28 protein-coding genes are annotated in these 25241 nt (G+C 67.8%); 9 read left to right on the top strand and 19 right to left on the bottom strand.

Annotated features, from left to right (window positions below):
- The 3 genes from E8A12_RS03985 to E8A12_RS03975 all read right to left on the bottom strand — a co-directional run.
- On the bottom strand, positions 1-491 hold a 491-nt coding region (locus tag E8A12_RS03985; protein ID WP_293366463.1), incomplete at its 3' end, for a hypothetical protein.
- Positions 492-529: 38 nt separating this feature from the next.
- A complete protein-coding gene (locus E8A12_RS03980) occupies positions 530-1582 on the bottom strand; it encodes a Gfo/Idh/MocA family oxidoreductase (RefSeq protein ID WP_293366462.1) in 1053 nt (350 codons plus the stop codon).
- Positions 1579-2727 carry an aminotransferase class I/II-fold pyridoxal phosphate-dependent enzyme gene (locus E8A12_RS03975; protein ID WP_293366461.1) on the bottom strand — a complete coding sequence of 383 codons (1149 nt, stop codon included), beginning with the start codon at positions 2725-2727 and terminating at the stop codon, positions 1579-1581. The genes E8A12_RS03980 and E8A12_RS03975 overlap by 4 nt, the downstream gene beginning before the upstream one ends.
- Before the next feature lie 177 nt (positions 2728-2904).
- On the opposite strand from E8A12_RS03975, the gene E8A12_RS03970 reads away from it, so the two are divergent.
- Positions 2905-3990, top strand: coding sequence for a class I SAM-dependent methyltransferase (locus E8A12_RS03970; protein WP_293366460.1), 1086 nt, complete (start codon positions 2905-2907; stop codon positions 3988-3990).
- 74 nt (positions 3991-4064) lie between these two features.
- Here the strand turns inward: E8A12_RS03970 and pseG are convergent, their stop codons facing one another.
- From pseG to E8A12_RS03945, 5 genes are all read right to left on the bottom strand, one after another.
- Positions 4065-5099: a UDP-2,4-diacetamido-2,4,6-trideoxy-beta-L-altropyranose hydrolase gene (pseG, locus tag E8A12_RS03965; protein ID WP_293366459.1), complete on the bottom strand. Its 1035-nt coding sequence runs from the start codon at positions 5097-5099 to the stop codon at positions 4065-4067.
- 97 nt (positions 5100-5196) lie between these two features.
- Positions 5197-7380, bottom strand: coding sequence for a calcium-binding protein (locus E8A12_RS03960; protein ID WP_293366458.1), 2184 nt, complete (start codon positions 7378-7380; stop codon positions 5197-5199).
- Between the two features lie 110 nt (positions 7381-7490).
- Complete coding sequence (locus E8A12_RS03955; protein WP_293366457.1) at positions 7491-8474, bottom strand: mitochondrial fission ELM1 family protein; 984 nt, start codon at positions 8472-8474, stop codon at positions 7491-7493.
- 10 nt (positions 8475-8484) lie between these two features.
- Positions 8485-8958, bottom strand: coding sequence for a transcription elongation factor GreA (greA, locus tag E8A12_RS03950; protein ID WP_293366456.1), 474 nt, complete (start codon positions 8956-8958; stop codon positions 8485-8487).
- Between the two features lie 197 nt (positions 8959-9155).
- Positions 9156-9530, bottom strand: a complete 375-nt coding sequence (locus tag E8A12_RS03945; protein WP_293366455.1) for a nuclear transport factor 2 family protein — start codon at positions 9528-9530, stop codon at positions 9156-9158.
- A gap of 87 nt (positions 9531-9617) precedes the next feature.
- Between E8A12_RS03945 and E8A12_RS03940 the strand changes: the two genes are divergently transcribed.
- Entirely contained in the window at positions 9618-10250 is a 633-nt protein-coding gene (locus E8A12_RS03940) for a glutathione S-transferase family protein (RefSeq protein WP_293366454.1), read from the top strand.
- A gap of 16 nt (positions 10251-10266) precedes the next feature.
- Here the strand turns inward: E8A12_RS03940 and E8A12_RS03935 are convergent, their stop codons facing one another.
- The 7 genes from E8A12_RS03935 to E8A12_RS03905 all read right to left on the bottom strand — a co-directional run bounded on the left by E8A12_RS03935 (position 10267) and on the right by E8A12_RS03905 (position 17506).
- A complete protein-coding gene (locus E8A12_RS03935; protein ID WP_293366453.1) occupies positions 10267-11235 on the bottom strand; it encodes a zinc-binding dehydrogenase in 969 nt (322 codons plus the stop codon).
- A complete protein-coding gene (locus E8A12_RS03930) occupies positions 11232-11873 on the bottom strand; it encodes a carboxymuconolactone decarboxylase family protein (protein ID WP_293366452.1) in 642 nt (213 codons plus the stop codon). The genes E8A12_RS03935 and E8A12_RS03930 overlap by 4 nt, the downstream gene beginning before the upstream one ends.
- A gap of 9 nt (positions 11874-11882) precedes the next feature.
- On the bottom strand, positions 11883-12386 hold the full coding sequence (locus E8A12_RS03925; RefSeq protein ID WP_293366451.1) for an ATP-binding protein: 504 nt from the start codon (positions 12384-12386) through the stop codon (positions 11883-11885).
- An 11-nt stretch (positions 12387-12397) separates the two neighbouring features.
- The gene (locus tag E8A12_RS03920; RefSeq protein ID WP_293366450.1) at positions 12398-13186 is read right to left on the bottom strand and encodes a glucose 1-dehydrogenase; all 789 of its coding nucleotides are present in this window, start codon (positions 13184-13186) and stop codon (positions 12398-12400) included.
- A 128-nt stretch (positions 13187-13314) separates the two neighbouring features.
- Entirely contained in the window at positions 13315-13479 is a 165-nt protein-coding gene (locus E8A12_RS03915; RefSeq protein ID WP_293366449.1) for a hypothetical protein, read from the bottom strand.
- 336 nt (positions 13480-13815) lie between these two features.
- Positions 13816-17106, bottom strand: coding sequence for a carbamoyl-phosphate synthase large subunit (carB, locus tag E8A12_RS03910; RefSeq protein WP_293366448.1), 3291 nt, complete (start codon positions 17104-17106; stop codon positions 13816-13818).
- A gap of 193 nt (positions 17107-17299) precedes the next feature.
- Positions 17300-17506 carry a cold-shock protein gene (locus E8A12_RS03905; RefSeq protein WP_293366447.1) on the bottom strand — a complete coding sequence of 69 codons (207 nt, stop codon included), beginning with the start codon at positions 17504-17506 and terminating at the stop codon, positions 17300-17302.
- Between the two features lie 278 nt (positions 17507-17784).
- Between E8A12_RS03905 and E8A12_RS03900 the strand changes: the two genes are divergently transcribed.
- The 3 genes from E8A12_RS03900 (at position 17785) to E8A12_RS03890 (ending at position 19416) form a co-directional block, all read left to right on the top strand.
- A complete protein-coding gene (locus E8A12_RS03900; RefSeq protein WP_293366446.1) occupies positions 17785-18009 on the top strand; it encodes a hypothetical protein in 225 nt (74 codons plus the stop codon).
- Positions 18010-18136: 127 nt separating this feature from the next.
- The gene (locus E8A12_RS03895) at positions 18137-18691 is read left to right on the top strand and encodes a sigma-70 family RNA polymerase sigma factor (protein ID WP_293366445.1); all 555 of its coding nucleotides are present in this window, start codon (positions 18137-18139) and stop codon (positions 18689-18691) included.
- Positions 18688-19416 (top strand): anti-sigma factor, encoded by a 729-nt coding sequence (locus E8A12_RS03890; protein WP_293366444.1) that lies wholly within the window; start codon positions 18688-18690, stop codon positions 19414-19416. Before E8A12_RS03895 ends, E8A12_RS03890 begins: the two co-directional genes overlap by 4 nt.
- Positions 19417-19437: 21 nt before the next feature.
- On the opposite strand, the gene E8A12_RS03885 is transcribed toward E8A12_RS03890, so the two are convergent.
- On the bottom strand, positions 19438-19719 hold the full coding sequence (locus E8A12_RS03885; protein ID WP_293366443.1) for a hypothetical protein: 282 nt from the start codon (positions 19717-19719) through the stop codon (positions 19438-19440).
- Between the two features lie 65 nt (positions 19720-19784).
- A complete protein-coding gene (gene carA / locus E8A12_RS03880; RefSeq protein ID WP_293366442.1) occupies positions 19785-20951 on the bottom strand; it encodes a glutamine-hydrolyzing carbamoyl-phosphate synthase small subunit in 1167 nt (388 codons plus the stop codon).
- A gap of 115 nt (positions 20952-21066) precedes the next feature.
- On the opposite strand from carA, the gene E8A12_RS03875 reads away from it, so the two are divergent.
- Together E8A12_RS03875 and E8A12_RS03870 are read left to right on the top strand one after the other, a co-directional pair.
- Positions 21067-21507 (top strand): DUF1330 domain-containing protein, encoded by a 441-nt coding sequence (locus E8A12_RS03875; RefSeq protein ID WP_293366441.1) that lies wholly within the window; start codon positions 21067-21069, stop codon positions 21505-21507.
- Positions 21508-21569: 62 nt separating this feature from the next.
- Entirely contained in the window at positions 21570-21818 is a 249-nt protein-coding gene (locus E8A12_RS03870; RefSeq protein WP_293366440.1) for a DUF1272 domain-containing protein, read from the top strand.
- On the opposite strand, the gene E8A12_RS03865 is transcribed toward E8A12_RS03870, so the two are convergent.
- Positions 21815-22954, bottom strand: coding sequence for a response regulator (locus E8A12_RS03865; RefSeq protein WP_293366439.1), 1140 nt, complete (start codon positions 22952-22954; stop codon positions 21815-21817). The genes E8A12_RS03870 and E8A12_RS03865 overlap by 4 nt on opposite strands.
- A 169-nt stretch (positions 22955-23123) precedes the next feature.
- Between E8A12_RS03865 and E8A12_RS03860 the strand changes: the two genes are divergently transcribed.
- Positions 23124-23819, top strand: a complete 696-nt coding sequence (locus tag E8A12_RS03860) for an HAD family hydrolase (protein ID WP_293366438.1) — start codon at positions 23124-23126, stop codon at positions 23817-23819.
- 3 nt (positions 23820-23822) lie between these two features.
- On the opposite strand, the gene E8A12_RS03855 is transcribed toward E8A12_RS03860, so the two are convergent.
- Positions 23823-24080, bottom strand: a complete 258-nt coding sequence (locus tag E8A12_RS03855) for a hypothetical protein (protein ID WP_293366437.1) — start codon at positions 24078-24080, stop codon at positions 23823-23825.
- Between the two features lie 144 nt (positions 24081-24224).
- On the opposite strand from E8A12_RS03855, the gene dnaG reads away from it, so the two are divergent.
- Positions 24225-25241: DNA primase (gene dnaG / locus E8A12_RS03850; RefSeq protein ID WP_293366436.1), on the top strand; the 1017-nt coding region annotated here is incomplete at its 3' end.

Genomic DNA, 25241 nt, shown 5'->3' with positions numbered 1-25241 from the left:
GCCAAGGTCAGCGCGGCGCCGATCTCGTCCGCCGTCGGCGCCTTCAAGGCGGTGACGCCGCGGCCGCTGTAGGCGTCCACGGGTTTGACGATAACCGATCGGCCGGCGACCAGCTCCGCCTCGATGATCTGGCGTGGGGCGGGGATGTCGTTGGCGGCGGCGTAGCGGCGGAAATCCTGCTTGTTGCCCAGGATGCGGACGGTCTCGACCGGGTCGATGCCCGGAAACGGCCGCCGCGCGCTGATCGCTGCGCAGGTCTCGTAGGAAAGGTCGTTGCACCCGGGAACGAGGTATTTCGCCTCCAGCCGCTCGACGAGCGCCAGGGTCGCTTCGACGTCGGAATAGTCCAGGTTGATGTAGTTGGGAGACGCCTTGGCGAGGAAGTCTCCTGGGTTACGGCCCACCACATGAACGTCGAAGCCCGCGTCGGTGAGATACCGGTGAATGGGCGCCGAGGCGACATTGGTGTCGAGGAGAAGAACCCTATCCATCGTTGAACTGGCCCTTGAGGCGCGGCGTCTCCACGCCGCTAGCCTTCGAACGCGATCAGCGACTTCGTCTCCGCGGAGCGGCGGATGGCCTCCGCGACCCTCACGTTCTGCGCGCCGTCGAAGGCGGTGACGACGGGATCCGCAGCGCCCAGGATCACATCCAGGAAGTTTTCCAGCTGGCGCTCCAGCGGGTCCTGCCTGGCCACCGGGATCACTTCCTCGGTGAATGGCGTGTGCCACGAAGGCGCCTGCGGGGCCGGATGCGATTTCAACCGCATGGTGGGGAAATCCAGCGAACCGAGCGTGCCGGTGATGCTGTAGCAGTCCTCGTCGGGATAGGTCGGATAGACCGGGTTTTCACGCGACGTCTGTTCCCAACTCCTCGGCGAGGCGCCGGTGTCGGACAGGACGAACGTCCCGAGCGCGCCGTTCCGGAACTGGAGATTGATCGCCACGGTGTCTTCCACAGGGAACCCCCGTAGCGTGTTGGAGACGATTGCCTGGACGGCGGAGATCTCGCCGCACAGGGTCCTCATGATCCCGATTTCGTGGATCAGGTTGATCAGGATCGGGCCGCCGCCGAGCTCGCGCCGCCAGGGGCCGGCTTCGAAATATTCCGGCGGCTTGTAGAAGATCGCGCTGCCCTGGATGGCCACCAGCCGTCCCAAGCGGCCTTGCTCGATGACCGCCTTGGCCGTCGCCATCAGCGGGCTATGGGCCCGGTGGTGGCCGACTATCGCCTTGGCGTTGCGGCGGGCCACGAGTTCGACCAGGCGCACGGCGTCGTCATAGGTCGATGTGATCGGCTTCTCGATCAGCACCGGGATGTCGCGTTCGATGCACAGGCAGGCCTGTCCGTAGTGGAACTCGTTGGGCGAGGAGATGATCACTCCCGAGGGGGCGACGCCGGTAAGGCAGGCTTCCAGGTCGTGGAACAGGGGAACGTTCAAGCGTTCGCCCACATCGTTGAAGACGTCCCGCTCGGGGGTGACGATACCGGCGAGCTCGCAGCGCGGGTTCCTCAGGATCAGCTCGATGTGCTTCAACCCCATCAGGCCGGGGCCGACCACGACCAGTCTCTGCTCCGTCATTTGCGGAACTCGATGAGGCTCGTCGCCAGCGCGGTCGCGATGCGGCCGATCTGCTCATTGTCGAGGTCGATCGAGAACGGCAGGCCGATGACTGAGCGGCTCAGGCGGTCGGTCTGCGCAAGTTCGCCCCGCGGACAGCCTGCGAAGGCCGGATTGGTCTGGCAGCCGAGGCCCCACCAGCGGCGGGTTTCGACACCCAGGGCGTTCAGCTTCCCTTCTACTGTTTCAGCGCTTCCTTCCGGCAGCTGAACGCAGCAGACGCTGGTCGCCCAGTCGAGACCCCAGCTGGGCTGGAAGACCACCTGCGGCAGGTGGACCATCGCCGCGCGCATGCTTTGGGCGGCGCGCAGCCAGCGCAGGCGGTTGTGTGGCCAGGCGTCGAGCGCCGCCAGGCCGATCGCAGCGGCATATTCGCTGAGCTTGGCGTTGGTGGCGGCGATCTGGGATTCCCGGGACCCGCTGAAGCCGAATGTGGTCAACTGTCTCACCCGTCGGGCGAGATCGTGATCGTCGGTCGCCACGAACCCGCCCTCGCCGATGCCGAGCACCTTGGTGGCGTGGAGACTCACCACCGTGGGAAGGGGCGCCGTGTGGACATCGTCGAAGGCGGCCGCCGCGTCGAGCACCACCTCGACGCCGGTCTCCTCGCGAAGCGCCAGCCAGGGCGCAAGGTCGGGCATCAGTCCGAAGGGCGCGACGAGGATCACGGCGCAGATGGGCGCCGGTGCGCGGGCCATGGCCTGGCGCACAGTCTGCGGCAGCAACGTCCAGTCGTGGAGATCGACGTCCAGGAAATAGGGCGTGAGGCCGGCCGCCATGACTGCATGCGCCGTGGCCACGAAGGTATAGGCCGGCATGGCGCAAAGGCTGCCCGGCGGGAGCTGAAGCGCTCGAAGGCACAGGGTCAGGCCTTGCGTCGCATTGGTGCAGGTCACGATCTGGGACTTCGGATCGAACCGGGCCGCCAATCTCGTTTCAAACGCGGTGAGCAAAGGCCCGAAATTGGAGTACCAGCGGCTGTCGTCGATCTGGCGCAGGTAGGGCAGCAGGGCTTCGGCGTTGGGAAGCTCGGGCTGCGCAATGGGCACAGTCTTGCACGGCTCAGCGACAGGAGCGCTTACTTGGGCGACGGCGCGACTGGCCATGACGATGAGGTTCTCCCTCCAATACGAAGCTTGGAGGCATGCTACAGGTCGAATTCCGCCAGATGGTTAACGCGGCGCCGAAGAGACGGGGCCCGTCGCCAGGGCGATCTAAGTCTGGTGTTTACCGTATCGCGCCATGCGTGATGCACGGGTTGGCCGAGCGGCTGGATGAGCGACATGTCTGTGACCTTGGTGTTTCCGGTTTCGACCCCGGACGGCCGCGCCTACCTCAAGCAGGCGCTGGAGCGGGGTGAGCGCGTCGTCGGCGCGTCGTCGGACACGAGCGATCCGATCGAGGGCGCCGCCCCCTGGACGAGGCTGCCGCTCGTTCATGAACCGAAGTTCCTGCCGGCGTTTCTCGATCTCCTGCGGACACATGGGGTCACCCAGATCTATGCCGCCGCGCACATGGTCCATGCGGCGCTCAGTGACCTGTTGCGCGAACACGACCTGGCGCCTCTGCGGATCATCAATCGGTCCGCACTGGAGCAGGAGTTCGCGCGCTGGGACGACATTTTTGCGCGCGCCGAGCACTGGACGCGGCTGATTACAGCCTTGACGCCAGACCACACGCCGCCGGACCCGCCGTTCCTGGCCGGCGTCATCCGGCTCGCCTTCGACCTGTTCGGCGAATCCTATGACGACAAGCTGGCCGCCCTGATCGCCTGCCTGCTTGACGCGCCGGACGGCGACATCGTTGAGATCGGCGCCCTGTTCGGGCGGTCCGCCTGCGTGTTGCTGTCCGGGCGCGCGCTCGGCGGGACTGAGCGGCGCCTGTTCGTCTTCGACCCCTGGTCGTCGGAGGCCGGCGCACAGCAGGACCTGCCGAAGGCCATGCAGGACTATACGCGCTCGGCCGGTCTGGAACGCGTCGCCCACGCGTTTGAAGCGACCTTCGCGGCGCTTGCTCCGCAGGGCACGATGGCGGCCTATCGCACGCCCTCGGCCACAGGCAACGCCATCTATCGCGGTAGCGCAGACGGCGAGGCGGTGCGCCTTCTGAAACCGTTCCCGGGGCTGAAGCCCAGTGGTCGCATCGCCCTGCTGCACATCGACGGCAATCACGATGCGGCCTGCGCTGCGGAGGACGTCTTGCTCTGGTCACCGCTCGTTCCGCAGGGGGGATGGGTGGCGATCGACGACTATTGCTGGCGTTACGGGGATGGGCCCAAGCGAGCCGGCGACGCCCTTCTCGATCAGTGGGGCGACGGTGTGGCGCGCGCCTTTGTGGCCGGCGACTGCCTCTTCATCCAGCGCGCTTGAAAGTCTGGCCTACCTGGCGGCGCTAGGCCGCGCTGTCGTCCATGTCGCGCGGGCCGGTCAGGCGGGCTGGCGCTCTAGGAAGTCCGGGCCGCGACCATTTTCAGGAACACCTCGGCGACCCGCGGGGCGCCCAGGCCGTCGCAGAGCGCGGCGCTGGCCGTGGCCAGCTGCCGGCGCAGGGCCGCGTCGGTGGTGAGCCGCATCAGCGCCCGGTCGAAGTTCGCATCGAACGCGGGATCGCCGATGTCGAGGGTAAGCGCCGCCTCGCGCTCGGCAAGGGTCCGGGCCGCCGCGCGCTGGTTTTCGGCCAGCACCACCATCAAGGTCGGCAGGCCCAGCGTGCAGCGCTCCCAGGTCGAGGAGCCCGCCGCGCCGATGGCGATGTCGGCTTCGGCGGTCAGCCGCGCCATGTGCGGGCTGTCGACATGCAGGACGATGCGGGTGTCGCGCCGGGCGATCTTGCTCAGGCTGGCCACGCTGGGCGCCTCGGCGCCCAGGACGACGTCGATGCCGACGTCGCTGACCTTGGGCCGCAGCCGCTCGACCATGCGGCCGGTGATCCCGTCCACGTCGGTCAGGCCCAGGGACACCAGCACCCGGCCCACCGGCTCGCCGCGCCAACCCAGGGCGGTTTCGCGCAGGGCGGCGAACTCTGGGCGCACCGGCGCGTACTGCGGCCCGAGCAGCAGGCGCACGCCGTCGCGCGTCAGGCCATCGTAGTCCTCCGCCCGCCGCGCCGGCCCGGAATCCAGCAGCAGGTCGGCGCCCAGCGGCCGGTCGGCCAGGTCGTCGATGACCAGCGCCGGACGACCTTGGGCGATGGCGACGTGGTCGCCCTCGGCGAGGCCGTAGTGGTCGAAGATCACCGCATCGAACCTCGCCTCGCGCGCGGCGTGCGCCAGGTCGCCCGGTCCGGTGGAGACCGCGGCGAGCCGTTCGGTCTCCGGCGCGAAGGCGGCGACGATCGCTTCCACCGCCGGCGGCGCGAGGAAACGGCAGACCGCGCCCTGGCCGCCGAGGGCGCCGGCCAGCGTGAGCGAGCGCATCACATGGCCGCCGCCCACCGCCGGGCCGGCGTCGGTGACCACGAGGATGCTGGGGCCGCTCATCACCGACGTCTCCCACGAATCGACCGCCGACACCCTAGCCCAAACGCAAAGGGCCGCCCCGAAGGGCGGCCCCCGCAAGAACAGGTCTTTGTGGCCGTCAGATGAAATCTGAGGCGAGGACGTCGGTAAGCGACTTGCCCGTCAGAATGATCGCGGTATCCGTCGCCGTGATGTCGTGGTCCGCATTGGTGTCGGCGAACACGATGACGTTCGTGCCGACCTGAACCGCAACATAGGTGTCGTCGTGGTGCGTTCCTGCCCCATTTATTGCGGTGTCAGCCACCGATACTGCCGCGCTGAAATTGGACGCGGTCAAGGTGTCCGCGTGATAGCTACCGGCTCCGATCGCGCCAATCTTCAGCGAATCTGACGACGTCCAATCGGTGATTGTCGTGATTCCGGTCTGCCCAGCGCTGACCACGGAATCGGTGGTCGCGAACTGGAAGGTATCGTTGCCGCCGCCACCAGTGAGCAAGTCGGCGCCCCCGTGACCTGCGATCACGTCATCGCCCGTGCCGCCGGTGATCGTGTCACCGCTAGCGCTCGTGCTGCCGTTTATGGAGTCGGCGCCGGTCCCGCCATCGATTAGCGAGCCAACGCTGCCGGCGCTAATGGTGTCATTGCCATCCCCGCCTTGGACGGCACCCTGGCCGGTGAACGTAATCTGGTCGTTGCCGCCGCCAGCGCTGATGATGTCGGTGCCGCCGCCGGTCGTGATCGTGTCAGCGCCGGACCCGGTGGAAATGCTATCGCTTCCGCTAGCCGCGTGGGTGTCGATGACGTTGCCGCCGTTGCCGCCGACGATCGTGTCGCCGCCCGTACCGGTCTCGGTGGCGGTGTTGCTCCCGTCGCCGAGGTTGAGGTTGTTCGCCCCGTTGCCGCTTAGCGTGAATGTATCGTTGCCCGCGCCTGTGACGACAGTGTCGTTGCCGCTGGTCTCCACGAATGTGTTGTTGCCCCCCGAGAGGGTGATCAGGTCATGACCACCGTGGGCGGTGATGGAGTCGCCGCCGGCGCCTCCGGTGATCGTGCTGGTGCTGGCCGACGTGATGGTGTCGGTGCCACCCCCGACGCTGATCAGGCCCGAGCCGGTGATGAGGTCGTTACCTGCGCCGGCGGAGATCGTGTCGGAGCCGGTTCCAGACAGGATGGTGTTGTTGCCCGCGCCGACGGAGATGTTGTCGTCGCCCGCGCCGGTGGTGATGCTGTTCGCACCTGCGCCGCCGACGATGGTGTCGCCGAGTGCGCCGGTGTCGGTGACGGTGTTGGAGCCGTCGCTGACATTGATCGTATCACCGCCAAGGCCGCCGAGGACCGAGTCATTGCCGGTGCCGGTCGTCACGACGTCGCCGGAGTGCCCGGTCAGGGTAATGGTGTTGCCGTCGTTGCCGCCGGTGACTGTGTCGTGGCCAGCGCCGCTGCTGGTGAAGGTGTTGACGCCGGCGCCGAGGTCGACGGTGTCGTTGCCGGCGCCGCCGCTGACCTGATCGTTGCCCGCGCCAGCCGAAATCGTGTCATTGCCGGCGCCGCCGACGATTGTGTCATCGCCGTTGCCGCCGTTCAGGGAGTCGCCGCCGGATCCGCCGGTCAGGCTGTCGTCGCCGTCCTCGCCTGCGATGGTGTCGCCCCCGAACGTGTTGCCGGCCGCGCTGACCGTGTCGTTGCCCAGGTTGCCGTCCAGGAAGTCCGACGACGCCGTGTTGGCGCCGCCGCTGATGTTGTCGTCGCCCTGGCCGCCCAGGATGGTGTCGGCGTTGGTGCTGCCCACGATGGTGTCATTGCCGAGGTTGCCCTGGGCGAAGTTGGTGGCCGTGGCCGAGTGGCCGGCGCCCGACAGGGTGATGCTGTCGTCACCCTGGCCGCCGAAGATGGTGTTGAGCCCCGTGCTGGCGACCAGCGAGTCGTTGCCCTGGTTGCCCTGCAGCAAGTCGTTGCCGCCGGAGCCGCCGGTCAGCGTGTCGTCGCCGGCTCCGCCGAACAGGCCGTCGGATCCCGCAGTCCCGGTGATGTTGTCGTTCCCCGTGACGCCGACATAGAGTTTCGAGCTATCCGGGAAGATCAGACTGTTCGTGAGGCCGCGGATCGCGGCGCCGTCGTTGGCGAAGGTCACGCTGTTGCCCAGGTAGGACAGGGTGACGCTGGGCGCCGAGTTGAACGTCAGCGGGTTGAAGATCACCGTCGCCAGCGACGCTGAGCCGGTTCGGAAGATGATCGTGTCCGTCCCATCGACGAACGCGTCGGCGTTCGCTTGCGTCATCTGATCGAAGAAGTAGTTGGCCACGTGGATTCCCCGACTCTAAAAAATTTGCACCACCATGCCGCGAGGGTGTTGCGAAAGTCTTGCTAAATTGCGGCCTTGTTTACCATGAAGCAAGCTTGGCCGGGGAGGTCTCAGAGGGTCTTTCGTGCGTCGAAACGGCGCAATAGCTCGCCGGCCGCACGGTTCGTCTCATCGAGCGGCGGATAGCGCCAATCGTCGAGTCGACCGGCGAAGGGCCGGCTGACGCCGCGGCGGGCCAGGTCCTCGTGGAACCGTTGGAACTTCTGGCCGCCGCCGGGCATGGCCAGGACGTGGACCGGCATGCCGGTGGTCGCCGCGTCGGTGGCCAGGTTGGTGGAGTCCCCGGTGACCAGGATCTGGTCGGCGGCGGCCAGGAAGGCGAAGTAGGGGTTCTCGCCCTGGCCGTCCCAGATCCAGCCGGGCAGATCGGCCAGGCCGGCGGTGAGGATGGCCTGGGCCGCGGCCGGGGTCCGGCGGGTGAAGCTGAGCAGCAGCGAGCCGCCCGCTTCGCGCACGGCCTTGGCGACCTCACCGGCCATGGCCCGGGCCCGTTCGGGGGGCAGGTCGTGGACCTTGGACTTGCCGCCGACGATCATCGCCACGCGCGGGCGTGGCAGGGCCTCGATCCGCGGTCCGAAGCGGGCCAGGTCGCGGCTGAAGCCCTCCGGGTTCATCCGATTGGGCGCCCCGACGATGGGCAGGATGTTCTCGCCCGCGAGTCCATCATGGGCCGGAGGGACCACCAGGTCGAAGGCGGCCACCGCGCCGCGCGGATCCTGGGTCTGGACGACGAAGGTCTTGCCGCCAGACCAGCGGCGCACCCGGATGGAGAGCGGAAGGCTTGCGCGACCGGCGCCGATCCAGATGTCCGGCCATGGCGACGTAACCGGACTGTCGGCGCTGAGCGCGGCCGGCGGGATCAGCCGCCACGGCAGGCGGCCCAGCCCCCATTTCCAGCCGATCCGCTTGACGGTGATCTCGCTGGAGCGCTGGCGCGCCACAGCTTCCGCCAGGCCCAGAACCTGGGCCTCGATGCCGACGCGGCCGTCCGAGACGGCCCAGATGGTGAGCAGAGGCGAAGGAGCCCCGGTCATTCCCAGTGGGTCAGACCCACTCCACCTTGGTGATCTCGTAGGCCTTGACGCCGTTCGGGGTGTTCACCTCGACGGTTTCACCGCTTTCCTTGCCGATCATGGCGCGGGCGATGGGCGACGTGATCGACACCTTACCGTCCTTCACGTTGGCTTCGTGTTCGCCGACGATCTGGTAGCGGGCCTTTTCCTCGGTGTCCTCGTCGATCACGCTGACCGTGGCGCCGAACTTGACCTGGCTCCCCGACAGCTTGGAGACGTCGATCACCTGGGCGCGGGCCATCTTGTCTTCGATCTCGGCGATCTGGCCTTCGATCCAGCCCTGACGGTCCTTGGCGGCGTGGTACTCCGCGTTCTCCGAAAGGTCGCCGTGCGCGCGCGCTTCGCCGATAGCGGCGATTACAGCCGGCCGCTCTATCGTCTTCAAACGCTTCAACTCTTCGTCGAGGGCGTGATAGCCCTCGGCGGTCATCGGGACTTTATCCATGGGGAGTGGTGACTCGAGTTCGCCCTAAGTTGGAAGTTCGCAAAAACCGGCCGCGGGCGCAGGCGTCCGGGGGGAAAGAGAATAGAATTGTGCGACGCAAAACGCAAGGTGACCGATAGCGATGCTATCTGACCACTGAACAGGCGCCGCAGACGAAGTCTGGCGAACCTTTGCGACCTGATCGTGACCTCTCGCTTTCACGCCGCCGCCGGCCGGGTCTGGCGAGAATCGTAGAAGAACCGCTCCTCGGCGATGCGATCGCCATCCCAGCGCTGCAGTGCCAGCTCTTCCATGACCATCGGCGGCCCTTCGGACGGCGTGAAGGTGAAGCGCCAGCGGATCGCCACCTTGTCGCCGTCGATGAGCAGGTCGGTCACCGGATCGGTCTTCATATGGACGAAGCGCGCCATGGTCGCCCTCTCGTCGGCGATCAGCCGCTCCAGGCCCACGCGGGGCGGCTGCTGGTTGTCCTGCATCGTCGCGCCCGGATGGTAGAACTGCTCCAGCGCCTCGACGTAGCGCGCGCCCTCGACGAGGGCCACGAAAGCCTGGACACGCTCGCGGGTGGGCATTTGCAGCTCCGTGGACTGGCGGCAGAGGTGGGCGCGCCCTAGCTTAGGCGCAAGCCCTCATCGCGCAGATCCGGAGACGTAACGCCCATGGCGAGCCCCCGCGGCATCACCCTCTACCACTCGCCCGCAAGCCGCGCCTTCACCGCCTACTGGATGCTCGAGGAGCTGGGCGTCCCCTTCCAGGTCAAGACCATCGACATCCAGAAGGGTGAGCAGAAGCAGCCCGCCTATCTGAAGCTCAATCCGGCCGGCAAGGTCCCGACCCTGACCGACGGCGAGGTGGTGGTGAGCGAGAACCCCGCCATCGCCATCTATCTGGCCGACCGCTACGGCTACGGAACGCTGGCCCCGAAGATCGATGAGGCTGACCGCGGCGCCTATCTGAAGTGGATGGTGTTCTCGACCGCCGTGGTCGACCCCGTCGCCACGCTGCACGAGAAGAAGATCGACCTGCCAGGCTTCGAGTTCAGCTTCGGCGCCTTCGACGACATGGTCCAGGTGCTGACCGGCGTCCTGAAGGACCGCCGTTTCCTGCTGGGCGAACGGTTCTCCGGCGCCGACGTGGTGCTGGGCGGCACGCTGTCACGCCTGCTCTACAAGAAGGTGCTGCCGGAGGCGCCGGTCCTCCTGGACTACAACGACCGGCTCACCGAGCGCGAAGCCTTCCACCGCGCCGCCGACGCCACCTGGCCCGGCCAGTTCTACGCCGCCCTGGCGTAGCGGCTCTGCGAACCCTTCAGTGCTTCAGGATGATTTTGCCGAAGTGCTGGTTGCGGGCCATCTTGCCCATGGCCTGCTCGACCTGGGCGAAGGCGAAGGTCTCGTCGATCGGCATCTTCAGCTGGCCGGCCGCGAGCGGGCCGCCCAGGGCCTCGGAGGCCAGGCGGTTGATCTCGCCGATCTCGTCCAGGGTCCGGGTGCGGAAGGTGACGCCCAGGTAGTGGATGCGGCGCAGGGCGTGCAGGTCCGCGTTGAACTCGCTGCGGGTCCCGCCGAGACGCCCGACATTGACGATCCGGCCGTCGATCTTGGTCGCGCGCATGTTGGGGTTCACGACATTGCCGGAGACCTGATCGACGATCAGGTCGACGCCGACGGCGTTGGTGTATTCCAGCACTTGATCCACCCAGCCGTCGTCGGAGGAGTCCACCGCCAGGTCGGCGCCGTATTCGACGAGCCTGGCGCGGCGCTCGGCGTTGGTGGACGAGCCGATCACCGCCTTGGCGCCCAGCACCTTGGCGATCTGCAGGCCGAGGATGCCGACGCCCGACGAGGCGCCCTGGATCATCACGGTCTGGCCGGGCTGCAACTTGCCCGCCGAGGCGATGGCGTCATGCATGGTGCGCAGCCCCACCGGGAAGCAGGCGGCGTCCTCGAAGCTCATCGCATCGGGAACCGGCAGCACATGGGCGGCGTGGACGACGACATATTCGGCGAAGGCGCTGGCGCTGGCTCCCATCACCCGGTCGCCTTCCTTGAAGGCCTCGACGCCAGGGCCGATCGCGTCGATGACGCCCGACCATTCCGATCCGAGGACCGTGCCGATGCCGCCCCTGGCGCCATGCAGCGCGCCGGTGGCCATGGCCAGGTCGACGCGGTTCAGGCCGTTGGCCTCGACCTTCACCGACACCTGTCCCTGCCGCGGCGGAACCTTTGGCGTCTCGCGCATCGCCGGTCCCTGGTCGGTGAGGATATAGGCCTTCATTGCTCGCCCCTCTTCGCCGCCGGCGGCAGGTGTGGTCCATCCGCCGGAGCGGGCGTCTGCGCCGTGTTCAAGGTCATCGAGACCAGGTCGTAGTAGCCGCTGAGCGCCACCAGATCGACGATCCCCTGGTCGCCCAGCACGCTTTTGGCGGCGGCGTAGGTCGGATCGCTGACCCGGTGCGTGCGGCGAAGCTCGGTCACGAAATCGTAGACCGCCGTTTCGTCGGCGGCCATACCGGCGGGGCGGCGGCCCTGCGCCAGCTCGGCGGCGATCGCCGGTTTGAGCCCCGCCTTCATGGCCAGCGGATAGTGCGCTGACCATTCGTAGTCGGCGTCCCAGGCGCGCGCGGTGATCAGGATGGCGAACTCGTTCAGCCGGGGCGGCACGCTGGAGTGGAAACGCAGGTGCTCGCCCACCTGCTGCAGCTTGTCGGCCAGCTCGGGGCTGCGCAGCCAGGCGCTGAACGGCCCGCCCAGGCTCTTGCGCGGACCGGCCTGGATCGCCTCGGCCACCTTGCGTTGCTCCGGCGTCATCTGGTCGAGCGCGAGCGTCGGAAAGCGCTCGGCTGCGCCCGCGGCGCCGGCGGCGATCCCCAGTCCCATGGCGGCGGCGAAGACGGGTCCAGTCGTCTTGCCCATGCGCTCCTCCTAGTCGCTGAGGCTCATCACAGCCCCATTCAGCTCGGCAGGCTCCGGCGGTTCGTAGACGCCTTCAATGAAGTCGAACATGTCCGGCGGAACATCGATAGCAAAGCTTTCGCCGCGCACGACATTGCGACCGGCGACGCGGGCCCGCCGCACCTCGGCGGGCGCATCCACGAAGTGCCACTGCAGCAGGAGCTGGGTCGCGTCAGCGATCTGGCGGACCCGGGCGCGGTCGGCCCTGCGCATAAGTCCGATGTCCAGGATCACCGAGGTCCCCGCGGCGATCGCGCCTGCCGCAACCGACCAGATCTGCGCCTCGCAGCGGCCGACGCGTTCCAGCATCCACTCGTATTCGAGCGGCTCGGGCATGTCGGGGCCGAACAGGCGCGCCATCCAGTCGTCGAGGATGAAGGCCACCGCCTTCTCCCGGCGCGCGAAGGCGTGGGCGTAGGTGGTCTTTCCCGCGCCGCAGGGTCCGAAGATGACGTTGAGGGTCGCCGCCGCCATGGTCCCGTTTGCTACCGGACCGAGAGCCCGCCGTCGATCACCAGTTCTGCGCCCGTGACGTAGCGGCTCTCGTCGCTGGCCAGCCAAAGGACCCCGTTGGCGACATCCAGCGGGTAGCCTTTCACGCCGAGCGGCACCGCCATGGTCGACATGGCGTCCAGGTCCGGCGGGGCGTTCGCGCCCGGGTTATCCAGGTTCATGATGCTGAGCCAGATCGGCGTCTCGATGATCCCGGGGTGAACCGAGTTCACTCGAATGCCATCCTTGGCGCCGGCGCATTCCATGGCCACGGCCTTGGTGAATAGCCGCACCCCGCCCTTGGTGGCGCAATAGCCCGCCAGGATGGCCGAACCCTTCAGACCGGCGACCGAGGACATGTTGATGATGCTGCCGCCTTCGCCGGAGACGCGCATCAGGGGAATCGAGTGCTTCACACCCAGGAAGACCCCGTCGAGGTTGACCGCAGTCTGTTTCTTCCAGTCGGCCAGGGTCATCTCCAGCACCGAGCCGCCGATGCCGATGCCAGCGTTGTTGACCAGGATATCCAGGCGCCCCTCGCGGGACTTGATCTCGGCGATCACGCCTTCCCAGGCGGCCTCGTCGGTGACGTCGTGATGAGCGTACCAGGCCTTGCCGCCCGCCCCGGTGATGGCGGCCACCGTTTCCGCGCCGCGCTCATCCTGAAGGTCGGTGACGACGGCCACCGCGCCCTCCGTGGCCAGCAATTCGGCGCAACCGCGTCCGATGCCGCTCGCACCCCCGGTGACCAGGGCCACCTTTCCCGCCACGCGCCCAGCCATCGACGTTCCTCCTGTTCTTGTTGAACGGAGGCCTAGCCCAGGGCGCAAACTCCCGCCAGGGCCTCACAGCCCTTTTCGGCCGGACGGAAATGTTGACGCCGGCGCGGCCCTGCGCCGGCGTCAACGCCTCAGCGCATCCAGGAGGGCGTCGAGTCGCCCGTCATGACCATGTAGATCGCCCCGATCGCAAGAATGACGATGGCCGCGACCATGAGCTTGCCGAGCATGCCTTCGAATCGCTCGGCCACATGCTTGTTCTTATGCGGCCGGATTTCCGGTTGATCAGAGTGCATAGAGCGTCCTTCCCAATCTGCTTGGGGGTTCTTCGCCCCCGCCAGACTGCGGCAGACGCCACGCGGCGTCGTCCCGGCCGGTCTATTCTGGGCCGCCGGAGCACGCCCGTGAGCCTGCTTCAGTCAGGCTTCTGCGGCGGAATCTGCGCTCATGGGGACTCCGCGTCAAACGATATGCTTGAGCTTGTTCGCCGAACGCCGGAGTCTGATCCTGGCGGCATGGGGCCTCCGTCGAGGGGGCAGGGGTCATAAATCGTTGCGGAATGCCGCGCTCGGACAGCGGCGAAGCGCCCCTTGTCCCGCAGCAAGGTTTCCGCGCCGCGATGAGCTGTCGCCTCAGGCGTAGCTCTGCAGGGGCCGCACCTCGAGGGTGTCCTCAACGGTCGCGACGATCGCCTGGGCCGCCGCCAGTGCACCAGCGGCGGTGGTGTAGTAGGGGGTCTTCATCATCAGGGCGGTGCGGCGCAGTTCGAAGCTGTCGGCCAGCGACTGGCGGCCCTCGGTGGTGTTGAACACCAGCTGCACCTCGCCGTTCTTCATGGCGTCGACGATGTGCGGACGGCCCTCGAGCACCTTCTTCACCTGCTCGACCGGCAGGCCTTCGCCCTGCAGGTAGGTCGCGGTTCCGCCGGTGGCCATCACCTTGAAGCCCAGGCCCAGCAGCAGCTTCACCGGCTCCAGGACCCACGGCTTGTCGGCGTCCTTCACAGAGACGAACACGCAGCCAGTCTTGGGCAGCACCGTGCCGCCGCCGAGCTGGCTCTTGGCGAAGGCCCGCGCGAAGGCCGGCGCCAGCGTCTCGCCCGGCCGCACCCAGTCCAGGCCCATGACCTCGCCGGTCGAGCGCATTTCCGGGCCCAGCACCGTGTCGACGCCCGGGAAGCGGGCGAAGGGGAAGACGGCTTCCTTCACCGCGATATGGTCGTAGGGCGTCTCGGTCAGGTCGAAGTCGGAGAGCAACTTGCCGGCCATGACCTTGGCGGCGATCGCAGCCAGCGGCCGGCCGATCGTCTTGGCGACAAATGGCACGGTGCGGCTGGCCCGCGGATTGACCTCCAGGACGAAGATCCTGGGTTCGGCCGAGTGCGGCTCCTCGATCGCGAACTGCACGTTCATCAGACCGCGCACTTCCAGGGCGCGGGCCATGGCGGTGGTCTGCACCTTCAGCTCGGCGATGGTCTCGGGCTTCAGCGAGAAGGGCGGCAGCGAACATGCTGAGTCGCCAGAGTGCACGCCGGCCTCCTCGATGTGCTCCATCACCCCGGCCACGAAGACGGCCCCGGAGGCGTCGCAGAGCGCGTCCACGTCGACCTCGGTGGCGCGGGAAAGGTACTGGTCGATGAGGACCGGGCTGTCTCCGGAGACCTTCACCGCATTGGTGATATAGCGCTCGAGCTGCTCGTCATCGCGGACGATCTCCATGGCCCGCCCGCCCAGCACGTAGGACGGCCGGATCACCACCGGATAGCCCACCTGATGGGCGCCGGCGAAGGCCTCGTCGCGGCTGCGCGCGATGGCGTTGATCGGCTGCTGGATCTTTAACTTATGGAGCAGCTGCTGGAACCGCTCGCGGTCCTCGGCCAGGTCGATGGCGTCCGGCGAGGTGCCGAGGATCGGGATGCCGGCGTCCTCCAGCGGCTGGGCCAGCTTCAGCGGCGTCTGGCCGCCGAACTGCACGATGACGCCCAGCAGCGTGCCCTTCGACTGTTCGACATGGATCAGTTCCAGCACGTCTTCTGCGGTCAGAGGTTCGAAGTACAGGCGATCCGAGGTGTCGTAGTCCGTCGACACCGTCTCGGGATTGCAATTCACCATGATCGACTCGACGCCGATCTCGGCCAGTGCGAAGGCCGCGTGGCAGCAGCAGTAGTCGAACTCAATGCCCTGGCCGATCCGGTTGGGGCCGCCGCCCAGGATGATGGCCTTCACCCGCTCAGACGGCTCGCTCTCGCAGTCCGGTTCCTGGCCGAGCGCCCCGGTCTCGTAGGTCGAGTACATGTAGGGCGTCTCCGCCCTGAACTCGCCCGCGCAGGTGTCGATCCGCTTGAACACCGGCCGGACGCCCAGCGAACGGCGCGCGTCGCGCACGCGGGTTTCACTGGTGTCGGTCAGCTGCGCCAGGCGGGCGTCGGAGAAGCCTTGCGCCTTCAGCGCCCGGAAGCCCTGCGCCGTCGTCGGCAGGCCCACGAAGCGCACCCGCGCCTCCTCGGCCACCAGGGTCTCGATCTGGCGCAGGAACCAAGGCTCGTAGGAACAGGCGGCGTGGACGTCCTCGACCGAGAGGCCGTGGCGGAAGGCCTGGGCGATGACCCGCAGGCGATCCGGGGTCGGTTGGCCAAGCGCACGGACCACCGCGGCGTGGCCCATCTCCGGATTGGCGGCGTTCTCGATCTCCACCTCGTCGAGGCCGGAGAGGCCGGTCTCGAGGCCGCGCAGGGCTTTCTGTAGGCTTTCGGCGAATGTGCGGCCGATGGCCATGACCTCGCCCACCGACTTCATCGATGTGGTGAGATAGGGCTCCGACCCCGGATATTTCTCGAAGGCGAAGCGCGGGATCTTGGTGACCACATAGTCGATGGAAGGCTCGAATGAAGCCGGGGTCGCGCCGGTGATATCGTTCATCAGCTCGTCGAGGGTGTAGCCGACGGCCAGGCGCGCGGCGACCTTGGCGATCGGGAAGCCGGTGGCCTTGGACGCCAGCGCCGACGAGCGCGAGACGCGCGGGTTCATCTCGATGACCACCATCCGGCCGTCGGCCGGATTTACCGCGAACTGCACGTTGGAGCCGCCGGTCTCGACGCCGATCTCGCGCAGCACGGCGATCGAGGCCGCGCGCATCTGCTGATATTCCTTGTCGGTCAGCGTCAGAGCCGGGGCGACGGTGATCGAGTCGCCCGTGTGCACGCCCATCGGGTCGATGTTCTCGATGGAGCAGACGATGATGCAGTTGTCCGCCTTGTCGCGGACGACCTCCATTTCGTACTCCTTCCAGCCGAGCACGCTCTCCTCGATGAGCACCTCGGTGGTTGGCGACAGGTCCAGGCCCCGCTCCACGATCTCGCGGAATTCGGCGACGTTGTAGGCGATCCCGCCGCCGGTGCCGGCCAGCGTGAAGCTCGGCCGCACGATCGCCGGCAGGCCCACGAACTCAAGGCCCTCCAGGGCCTCGTCCATGGTGTGGGCGGCCTTGGACTTGGGGCTCTCGAGGCCCAAATGGTCCATGGCGTCGCGGAATTTCTGGCGGTCTTCGGCCTTGTCGATGACCTCGGCGCGCGCGCCGATCATCTCGACGCCGTATTTCTTGAGGACACCGGAGGCGTCGAGCGCCAAGGCGGTGTTCAGCGCCGTCTGGCCGCCCATCGTCGGCAGCAGCGCGTCGGGGCGCTCCTTGGCGATGATCTTCTCGACCATCTCCGGCGTGATCGGCTCGATGTAGGTGGCGTCGGCGACGTCCGGATCGGTCATGATCGTCGCCGGGTTGGAGTTCACCAGCACGATCCGGTAGCCCTCGGCGCGGAGCGCTTTGCAGGCCTGGACGCCGGAATAGTCGAATTCGCACGCCTGCCCGATGACGATCGGCCCCGCGCCGATGATCAGGATCGAAGAGATGTCGGTACGTTTGGGCAATCTCGTCTCGCGCGCGAGGGCTCGCACGCTTTCACGCGCCGCCCGGCCAATTCTGCAGGTTAAGCCGCCCGTTTAGAGACGGAGTCGGATACGCGCAACCCTTGCCTCACCCGCAATGCGGGAGAGGGAGGCAAACAAAATGGGCCGGTGCGGTGACCGGCCCATTGCGAGTTCTGACGGGCTTGAGCGGGCTTCAGGCCTGCAGGTTGCCCGCGGCGGACTTTCCGCTGCGGGGGTCCTTTTCCAGCTCGTAGGTGATTTTCTGGCCTTCGTTCAGGCCTCGCAGGCCGGCCTTTTCGACCGCGGAGATGTGTACGAAGACATCGGGGCCGCCCTCATCCGGTTGGATGAAGCCGAAGCCCTTGGCGCCGTTGAACCATTTGACTGTGCCACTAGCCATGTAATTCCGAGTCCCTTGATAGGTTATGGCCGTCCGGCGCAAGCATTTACGCCAGCGATCTCAGTTCGAAAGGGGTCGGAAGGCAGGTCCGGCGCCGAGAATAACTGGCGGGGAAAGTCGGCCGAACCGTGACGAATTCGATGGCGCCAGCCTGTCGGATTTCCGGAGGGGAGGCAAGATCGCGAAAAAGTGCGGCGAAACTCGAAACCAATCGGCGGCTTAGCCATATAGGATGGAGATGGCCGCACCCGCGGCGGCCGATGCGAAAGGCGCGCTCTATGACCCTCGTCGAGAAGATCCCCACGCTCACCGACGCCGAAGTCATCAACCTCCTGGCCAATGCGCGCCGCCTGCAGGAAAGCGGAGACGCCCGCCAGCAGACCGCGGCGGCCGAACTTCTGCCGGCCTTGGAAGAAGCCGCCTCGCAGCGCCAGGCTGAGCGGCTCGCTGCCGCCCAGGTGAAACGCGCGGCTGCCCGCAAGCCACGCACAGTGGCGGCTTGACCCGGTTTGGCGCCCCTCGCTTTCACTACCTTGGGTGTAGAGGGTTGCCCCGGCGGCCCTGAGCGGGCAACGTCAAGGCCTGACCGCCAGCCGGCAAGCCAGCCTAGCGAGACCTGAGCCTAAAACCTTGGCCGCTGCGACCACGCCCCAAGACCTCGCCGCCCTGATGTCCCGCGTCGCCGCGGGTGAGCGCGCCGCCCTGCGGCAACTTTACGATGCGACCTCCGCGAAGCTTTTCGCCGTCTGCCTACGTATCTTGTCCGACCGCGAGGAATCCGAGGACGTTTTGCAAGAGGTCTATGTCACAGTTTGGCGCCGTGCAGACCGTTTCGACGGGTCCCGCGCGAGCGTGATGACGTGGGTCTCGACGATCGCCCGCAATCGGGCGATCGACCGTCTGCGGGCGCGCGGTCCGATGGCCTACGCCGATCAGGTCGAGGATCTCGATATCCCCGACGGCGGCGTCAGCGCCGAGGCTCTGCTGGTCACGGCCGGGGAGGAAGGGCGGCTCAGGGACTGCCTTTCCGAGCTCGACGGCCGAACTGAAAAAGTGATCCGCACGGCCTTCTTCGAAGGCGTTACCTATGAGGCCTTGGCACGCCGCATGGATACGCCATTGGGTACAGTAAAGAGTTGGGTTCGCCGGGGCCTGGCCAAGCTCAAGGGTTGTCTGTCGCAATGAGCGAAGCTCCCGAACTTTCCGAATCCGAAGCCTTCGCCGCGGAGCATGCCCTGGGCGTGCTCAGTTCGGCGGAGCGGCGGCAGGCCGAGGCGCGCATGGCGTCCGAGCCGGCGTTCGCCGCCTTGGTCGAGGAGTGGCGCGAACGTCTGACGCCCATGACTCAGGGTATTTCCGCTGTCCCTGCGCCCCACAATCTGTGGCTGCGCATCGAGCGGTCGCTCGGCGCCAACGACAATGCGCCGATCCAGCGAATGGTGCGCTTCTGGCGTGGTGCGACGGCCGGCTCGCTGACCCTGGCCGCCGCCAGCCTCGCCGCCGCCGTCATGCTCGCCAACCGCGCGCCCACGGTGGTTCAAGGGCCGCCGGCCGCGGGCGGCTCGCTGCTGGACGCCAGTCTGGTCAGCCAATCGGGCGCGCCGGTGCCGCTGTTCGTCGCCGCCTACGATCCGACCCGCAAAGCGCTGATCGTCACTTCGCTGGTGACACCCAACAACGATCCGGCCCACGTCCACGAACTGTGGGTGATCCCCGCCGACGGGAAGCCGCGGCCGCTGGGCATCCTGGAACCCGGCAAGACCAAGGCCATTCCGATGTCGGAAAAGCTGCTGCCGTCGCTCGCCGCCGGCTCGGCCTTGGCCGTCTCGATCGAACCGCCCGGCGGCTCGCCAAAGGTCGACGCGCCCACCGGCCCGATCACCGCCGTCGGCAAACTCGCCAAGATCTAGGGCGACCGCCGCCTAGCCGTTTCAGTTGGGCGAAGGCTCGCTCGTGGCGCGCCGGTGATGATGCCGCCGTACGTGCGTGGCGCCGCTGGCGGACGCCCGATTCGTGGTCGCCATTCCCGTGTAGCCATCAGGATGGGTCCCGGTGCGGTCGGTGACGATCGTGGCGGAACCGTTAGACGCAGTGTCCCCGGTGTGAATACCGACCTGTTCATTGGGTGTGGTCGGGATCGAGGGCCCAGGCTGCGCGGCGGCTGGCAGGGCCAAAGCCGCCACGGCGGCGGCCAGGACGATGGACTTCAACATTTTGACGTCTCCGAACAAATATCCGGAGCAAACTCGTGACGCGGGCTGGAGGTTTCCGCCGAGCGCTACTTCGCCGCGTCCATCAGGCCGGCGAAGCGTTCGAAGAGGTAGAGGCTGTCCGTCGGGCCGGGCGAGGCTTCGGGGTGGTGCTGGACCGAGAAGACCGGACGATCCTTGAGCGCGATGCCGGCGTTGGTGCCGTCGAACAGCGAGACGTGCGTCTCGACCACTGGGGCTGGCAGGCTGTCACGGTCGACGGTGAAGCCGTGGTTCATGGAGACGATCTCCACCTTGCCGGTGGTGAGGTCCTTCACAGGGTGGTTCGCCCCGTGATGGCCCTGTTCCATCTTCACGGTCCGACCGCCCACCGCCAGCGACAGCATCTGGTGGCCCAGGCAGATGCCGAAGACCGGCGTGCCTGAGTCGATCAGCTTCCTGATCTCCGGCACGGCGTATTCCCCGGTCGCCGCGGGGTCGCCGGGACCGTTGGAGAGCAGGACGCCGTCCGGCTTGCGGGCCAGGATCTCTTCCGCCGTGGTCGAGGCCGGCACGACCGTGACCCGTGCGCCGACGCTGGTCAGGGCCCGCAGGATGTTGCGCTTCACACCGTAGTCGACGACCACCACCTCGTATTTCGGCTGGCCCGGCTTGGCGTAGCCGTCCGGCCAGGACCAGAGGCCCTCGTCATAGACGAAGGGCTGCAGGCAGGAGGCGTCCTTGGCGAGATCGAGGCCTTCCAGACCGCTCCAGGCCTTGGCCTCGACCACCAGGGCCTCGAGGTCGAACTTGCCGTCGGGCGCGTGCGCGATCACCGCATGCGGCATGCCATGCTCGCGGATCGAGCGGGTGAGCGCGCGGGTGTCGACTCCAGCCAGGCCCACCACGCCGCGCCGCGCCATCCAGCCGGGCAGGTCGGCGTTGGCGCGCCAGTTGGCGGGCGGCGTGGGCAGGTCGCGGAAGATCGCGCCGCGGGCGGCGGTCTCAGCCGACCCGGACATCTGCTCCAGGTCCTCGACCGTCGTGCCGGTATTGCCCACGTGCGGGAAGGTGAAGGCGACGATCTGGGCCATGTAGGACGGATCGGTGAGGATCTCCTGATAACCGGTCATGGCGGTGTTGAAGCAGACCTCGCCCACCGCCGAGCCGGCCGCGCCGACCCCATAGCCCTGCAGGATGGTCCCGTCGGCCAGGGCCAGCACACCGGTGCAACCGGGCAGCAGATCGCGGCTCATGACGAGAGGTTCCTTGTGGCGGGCAAACGGCGGCGTAGGTAGTGAGTCCCGACGGGCGGGTCAATGCGCGCATATCGCACGTCGCGCTGCGCCCGATAACCCCAGGGAAGTGACGATGACTGACGTCTACATCGATCCCGGCCGCGAGGCCTGGGAGGTCTTCAAGGGCCTGCCCCGCGACGAGCCGATCCACATGCTGAACCTGATCCGTCTTCGGGAGCACGCGGAATATCCGCTGGATCATCCCAACCACGGCAAGGACATCTCCGGCCGAGAGGCTTACCGCCAGTACGGCCGCACCATTGCGCCGCATCTGGCGCGGCTGGGCAGCCGCCAGGTCTGGGCCGGGGCCCCGCAGGTGATGGTCACAGGCCCGGCTTCAGAGGCCTGGGACCTGGCCTTCATCGTCGAATACCCGGGCTCTCAGGCGTTCATCGACATGGTCCGCGACCCGGACTACCGCGCCAATGTGGTGCCGCACCGCACGGCGGCGGTGGCGAACTCGCGGCTGCTGCGGCTCAAGCCCCTCGATCCGGGCGACAAGCTCGGCGATTAGCTGGCCGGAATTGCCGGAAGACTGTCATTTCCCCTCGCAGGAGGTGAGCGCATGATCGGCGGATGCTGATCCTCAGGCCCAACTGCGAATGCTGCGACCGCGATCTGGCGCCCGATGGCGGCGAGGCCCGCATCTGCAGCTTCGAATGCACCTTCTGCGCCGATTGCGCCGACAGGCGGCTGAGCGGGGTCTGCCCTAACTGTGGCGGCGGGCTGACGGCCCGTCCGATCCGCCCCACCGCCCTGCTGGCCAAGCACCCGGCCTCGACCGTGCGGGTGGTCGGCGCGCACGTGGCCTGCGCCGCGGCTTAGGCGGCAAGCGCGCCGGTCAAAGCCGCAAGCAGGTCCTCTGCCTGCACGGGCTTGCCGATATGGCTGTCGGCGCCAGCCGCCGCGCTCGCTCCGCGATCCTGCGGCGAGGTGTTGGCTGACAGGACCACGATCGGCGTCCGTCGGCGGCCCGACTCGACCTCCGCCTCGCGGATGGCGCGGATCGCGCTCAGCCCGTCCATCACCGGCATCCTGAGATCCATCAGCACGGCGTCATAGGCTCCGGCCTGCCACGCCTCGACCGCCTGTCGGCCATCCTCGACGCAGGTCGGCTGCACGCCCGCGGCGCTGAGCATCAGTTCGATGACCTTGCGGTTTGTGGGGTTATCGTCCGCCACCAGCACCCGCATGGGATGAGGGGTGCTGAGCGGCGACGGCGTCGAGGTCCGCAGCGGCTCCTGGCTGGTCTCTCCATAGTCCAGCAGGCCATGCACCAGCCGCTCGAGCTCGGCCGCCGAGGCCCGGATTTCGGCCACCAGCGAGGCCTGTTCCGGGTCCAGAGGGGTCGCTTCCAGCGCCTGGGCCAGGCCCGACACCCCGTTCAGCGGGGTGCGAAGTTCGTGGCTCATGTCGGCCAGAAACTCGCTCTTGGCGCGGCTGGCGGCCTCGGCCCGGGCCAGGGCTTCGCTGAGGGCCTCGGCCTGGGCTTTCAGGGCGGTGATGTCGACGCGTAAGCCGATGGCCCCGCCCTCGGAAGTGCGGCGATCCTCGATCATCAGCCAGCGGCCATCGGCCAGCTGTTGCTCGTGCCGCTCGCCGGTGCCAGCCGCCAGCATCGCTTCCCGCTCGGCTAGCCAGGCCTCCTCGCGTCCGACGGCAGCGGGATAATCGCCGCGACGCACGCCCTCGCGCAGGGTGTCGATCAACCGGGTTCCCTGCCGGAACAGGTCGGCGGATCGGTGATAGATCTCCGCATAGCGCCGGTTCCACAGAACGTAGCGGCCCTCGGCGTCCAGGAAGACCACGCCCTCGGGAATCGCCTCGATGGCGTCGCGCAGTCGGTCGCGGGCGAGCTGGGCCTCGGCGCGTGCGGCCGCCACCGGGCCAGCGCGCAAAGATTTGGGCGTCAGGGCCTGGACGAACCGCGCCCACAACCCCGTCAGAGGTCCGCCCGCCATGCCCAACGCCTCGACTCAAAACCCGGCCCATCTTCCACAACGCCAAGGATAGCGGCGGAAGGGCGGTTCACTTCCGCCGCGGCGACGGGCCGGCGCCGCACGATTGGGCGCCGGCGCCGCGGTTTGGGCAGGCTTCGAACGAACGCCGGGCGCTGCTATGAGGCAGCCCATGCACGTCACCACGGTCGGCCTCGATGCCGACGACACCCTTTGGCACAACGAGACGATCTTCCGGCTGACCCAGGAGCGGTTCCGCGCGCTGATGGCCGATGTCGCCGGGCCGGAGGCGCTCGACGCCCGCCTGGCTGCCATCGAGCGCCGGAACCTCACGCTCTACGGCTATGGCGTGAAGGGCTTCACGCTTTCGCTGATTGAGACCGCCATGGAGCTGACTGGTGGCGAGCCGCCGGGCCGTATCGTCGCCGACATCCTGGCCGCCGGGCGCGAGATGCTGAGCCACCCGGTCGAGCCATTGCCCGGCGTGCGGCAGGCGCTCGCCGAATTGTCCGGGACCCACCGCCTGGTGCTGATCACCAAGGGCGACCTCCTGCACCAGGAGCAGAAGCTGGCGGCGAGCGGCCTGGGCGACCTTTTCGCCGCGGTCGAGATCGTCAGCGAGAAGGACGCGGCGACCTATGAGCGCGTCTTCGCACGCCATGGGACTGGCGCGGCCGAAGCGGCAATGTGCGGCAACGCGATGCGCTCCGACATCCTGCCGGCGCTGCAGGCCGGCGCCTTCGCAGCACACATCCCCTATCCATTGACCTGGGCCCACGAAATGGCCGAGACGCCGGCCAGTCATCCGCGCTTCGCCGAACTCGCTGCGATCGCTGAGCTGCCAGGCTGGGTGCGTAGCCTGGGGTAGGACCTACGGCCTGCGCGGTCCCGGCGGAGAGGCGAACGCCCGCTTCAGATGCCCTGCCCAGCGGCGCGCCGCCGCAAGCAGCGAGGTCGCCATGACGACGAAGAAGATCATGATCCAGAACATTTCCCGCGCCGGCGCATAGGCCGCGGCCGGGGCGTCGTCTGGCGCTCGGCCGCCCAGCAGCCGGCTGACGCCGAAGTACTCCAGGGCGCCGATGGCGCAGAGCGTCACCAGCAAGGCGCCCGCGAGACGGAGCCACATGATCAAGCGCCCATCCCCCAAATCAGTACGCGCCACAGAAGCCGGCAACATCGGCTTTCAGGGCGCGGGCGTCAAATGGTTGGGGCGCGAGGGGAGCGATTGCGCCCTTGCTGCGCGCGGGCGCGAAGCCTCTATGATCCGGCCATGCGCTTCGACGAACGTTTCCTCGACGAGATCAAGTCTCGCCTCCGTCCCTCGGACGTGATCGGCAAGACGGTGAAGCTGCGCCGGCAGGGACGCGAGTACGTTGGCCTGTCGCCCTTCACCAAGGAGAAGACGCCGTCGTTCTACGTCAACGACGACAAGGGCCAGTTCTTTGATTTCTCGTCGGGCAAGACCGGCGACATCATCTCGTTTCTGCAGGAGGCCGAGCGCCTGACCTTCGTCGAGGCGGTTGAGCGACTCGCCGCCGAGGCGGGCGTGCCGCTGCCCGCGGTCGACCCGCGCGCTGCCGAGCATGAGAAGGTCCGCCAGGGGCTTTCCGAATGGCTGGAGCTGGCCGCTCAGTGGTTCGAGGCGGAGCTGCGGCGGCCTTCGGGCCGCGACGCGCGGGCCTATCTGGAACGGCGCGGCCTGCCGGAGAAGGACTGGGCTCGCTTCCGCCTGGGCTTCTCGCCCTCCGGCCGCACGGCGCTGAAGGACTATCTGATCGCCAAAGGAGCGCGGCCGGGCGAGCTGGTGGAGACGGGCCTGTTGATCGCGCCGGAAGAGGGCGGGGCGCCCTACGACCGGTTCCGCGATCGGATCATCTTCCCGATTGGCGACGCGCGGGGCCGGATCGTGTCGTTCGGCGGCCGGGCGATGGATCCGCAGGCCCGCGCCAAGTACCTGAACGGGCCGGAGACCTCAGTCTTCCACAAGGGCCACCAGCTCTATGGCCTCTCCGAAGCGCGCAAGATCATCGCCGCAGCGCCGGCCGACGAGCACCCGCCGCTCGTGGTGGTCGAGGGCTACATGGACGTCATCGCCTGCCAGCGCGGCGGCATCCCGGCAGTGGCGGCCATGGGCACGGCGCTGGGCGAGGAGCAGCTGGAGATGCTCTGGCGCCATCACGCGGAGCCGACCCTGTGCTTTGACGGCGACCGCGTGATGGCGCCAGAGCATCTCCAGCTGCTCCTCGCCCAGCGCCGTGCCCATGGCCGCCACTGCCGGGATGCCGCC

Origin of the sequence: Phenylobacterium sp. (assembly GCF_004799395.1) — a bacterium.
Classification (GTDB): domain Bacteria; phylum Pseudomonadota; class Alphaproteobacteria; order Caulobacterales; family Caulobacteraceae; genus Phenylobacterium.
The sequence above is the reverse complement of the archived record's forward strand: the minus strand, read 5'-3'. Positions and strand labels throughout refer to the sequence as shown.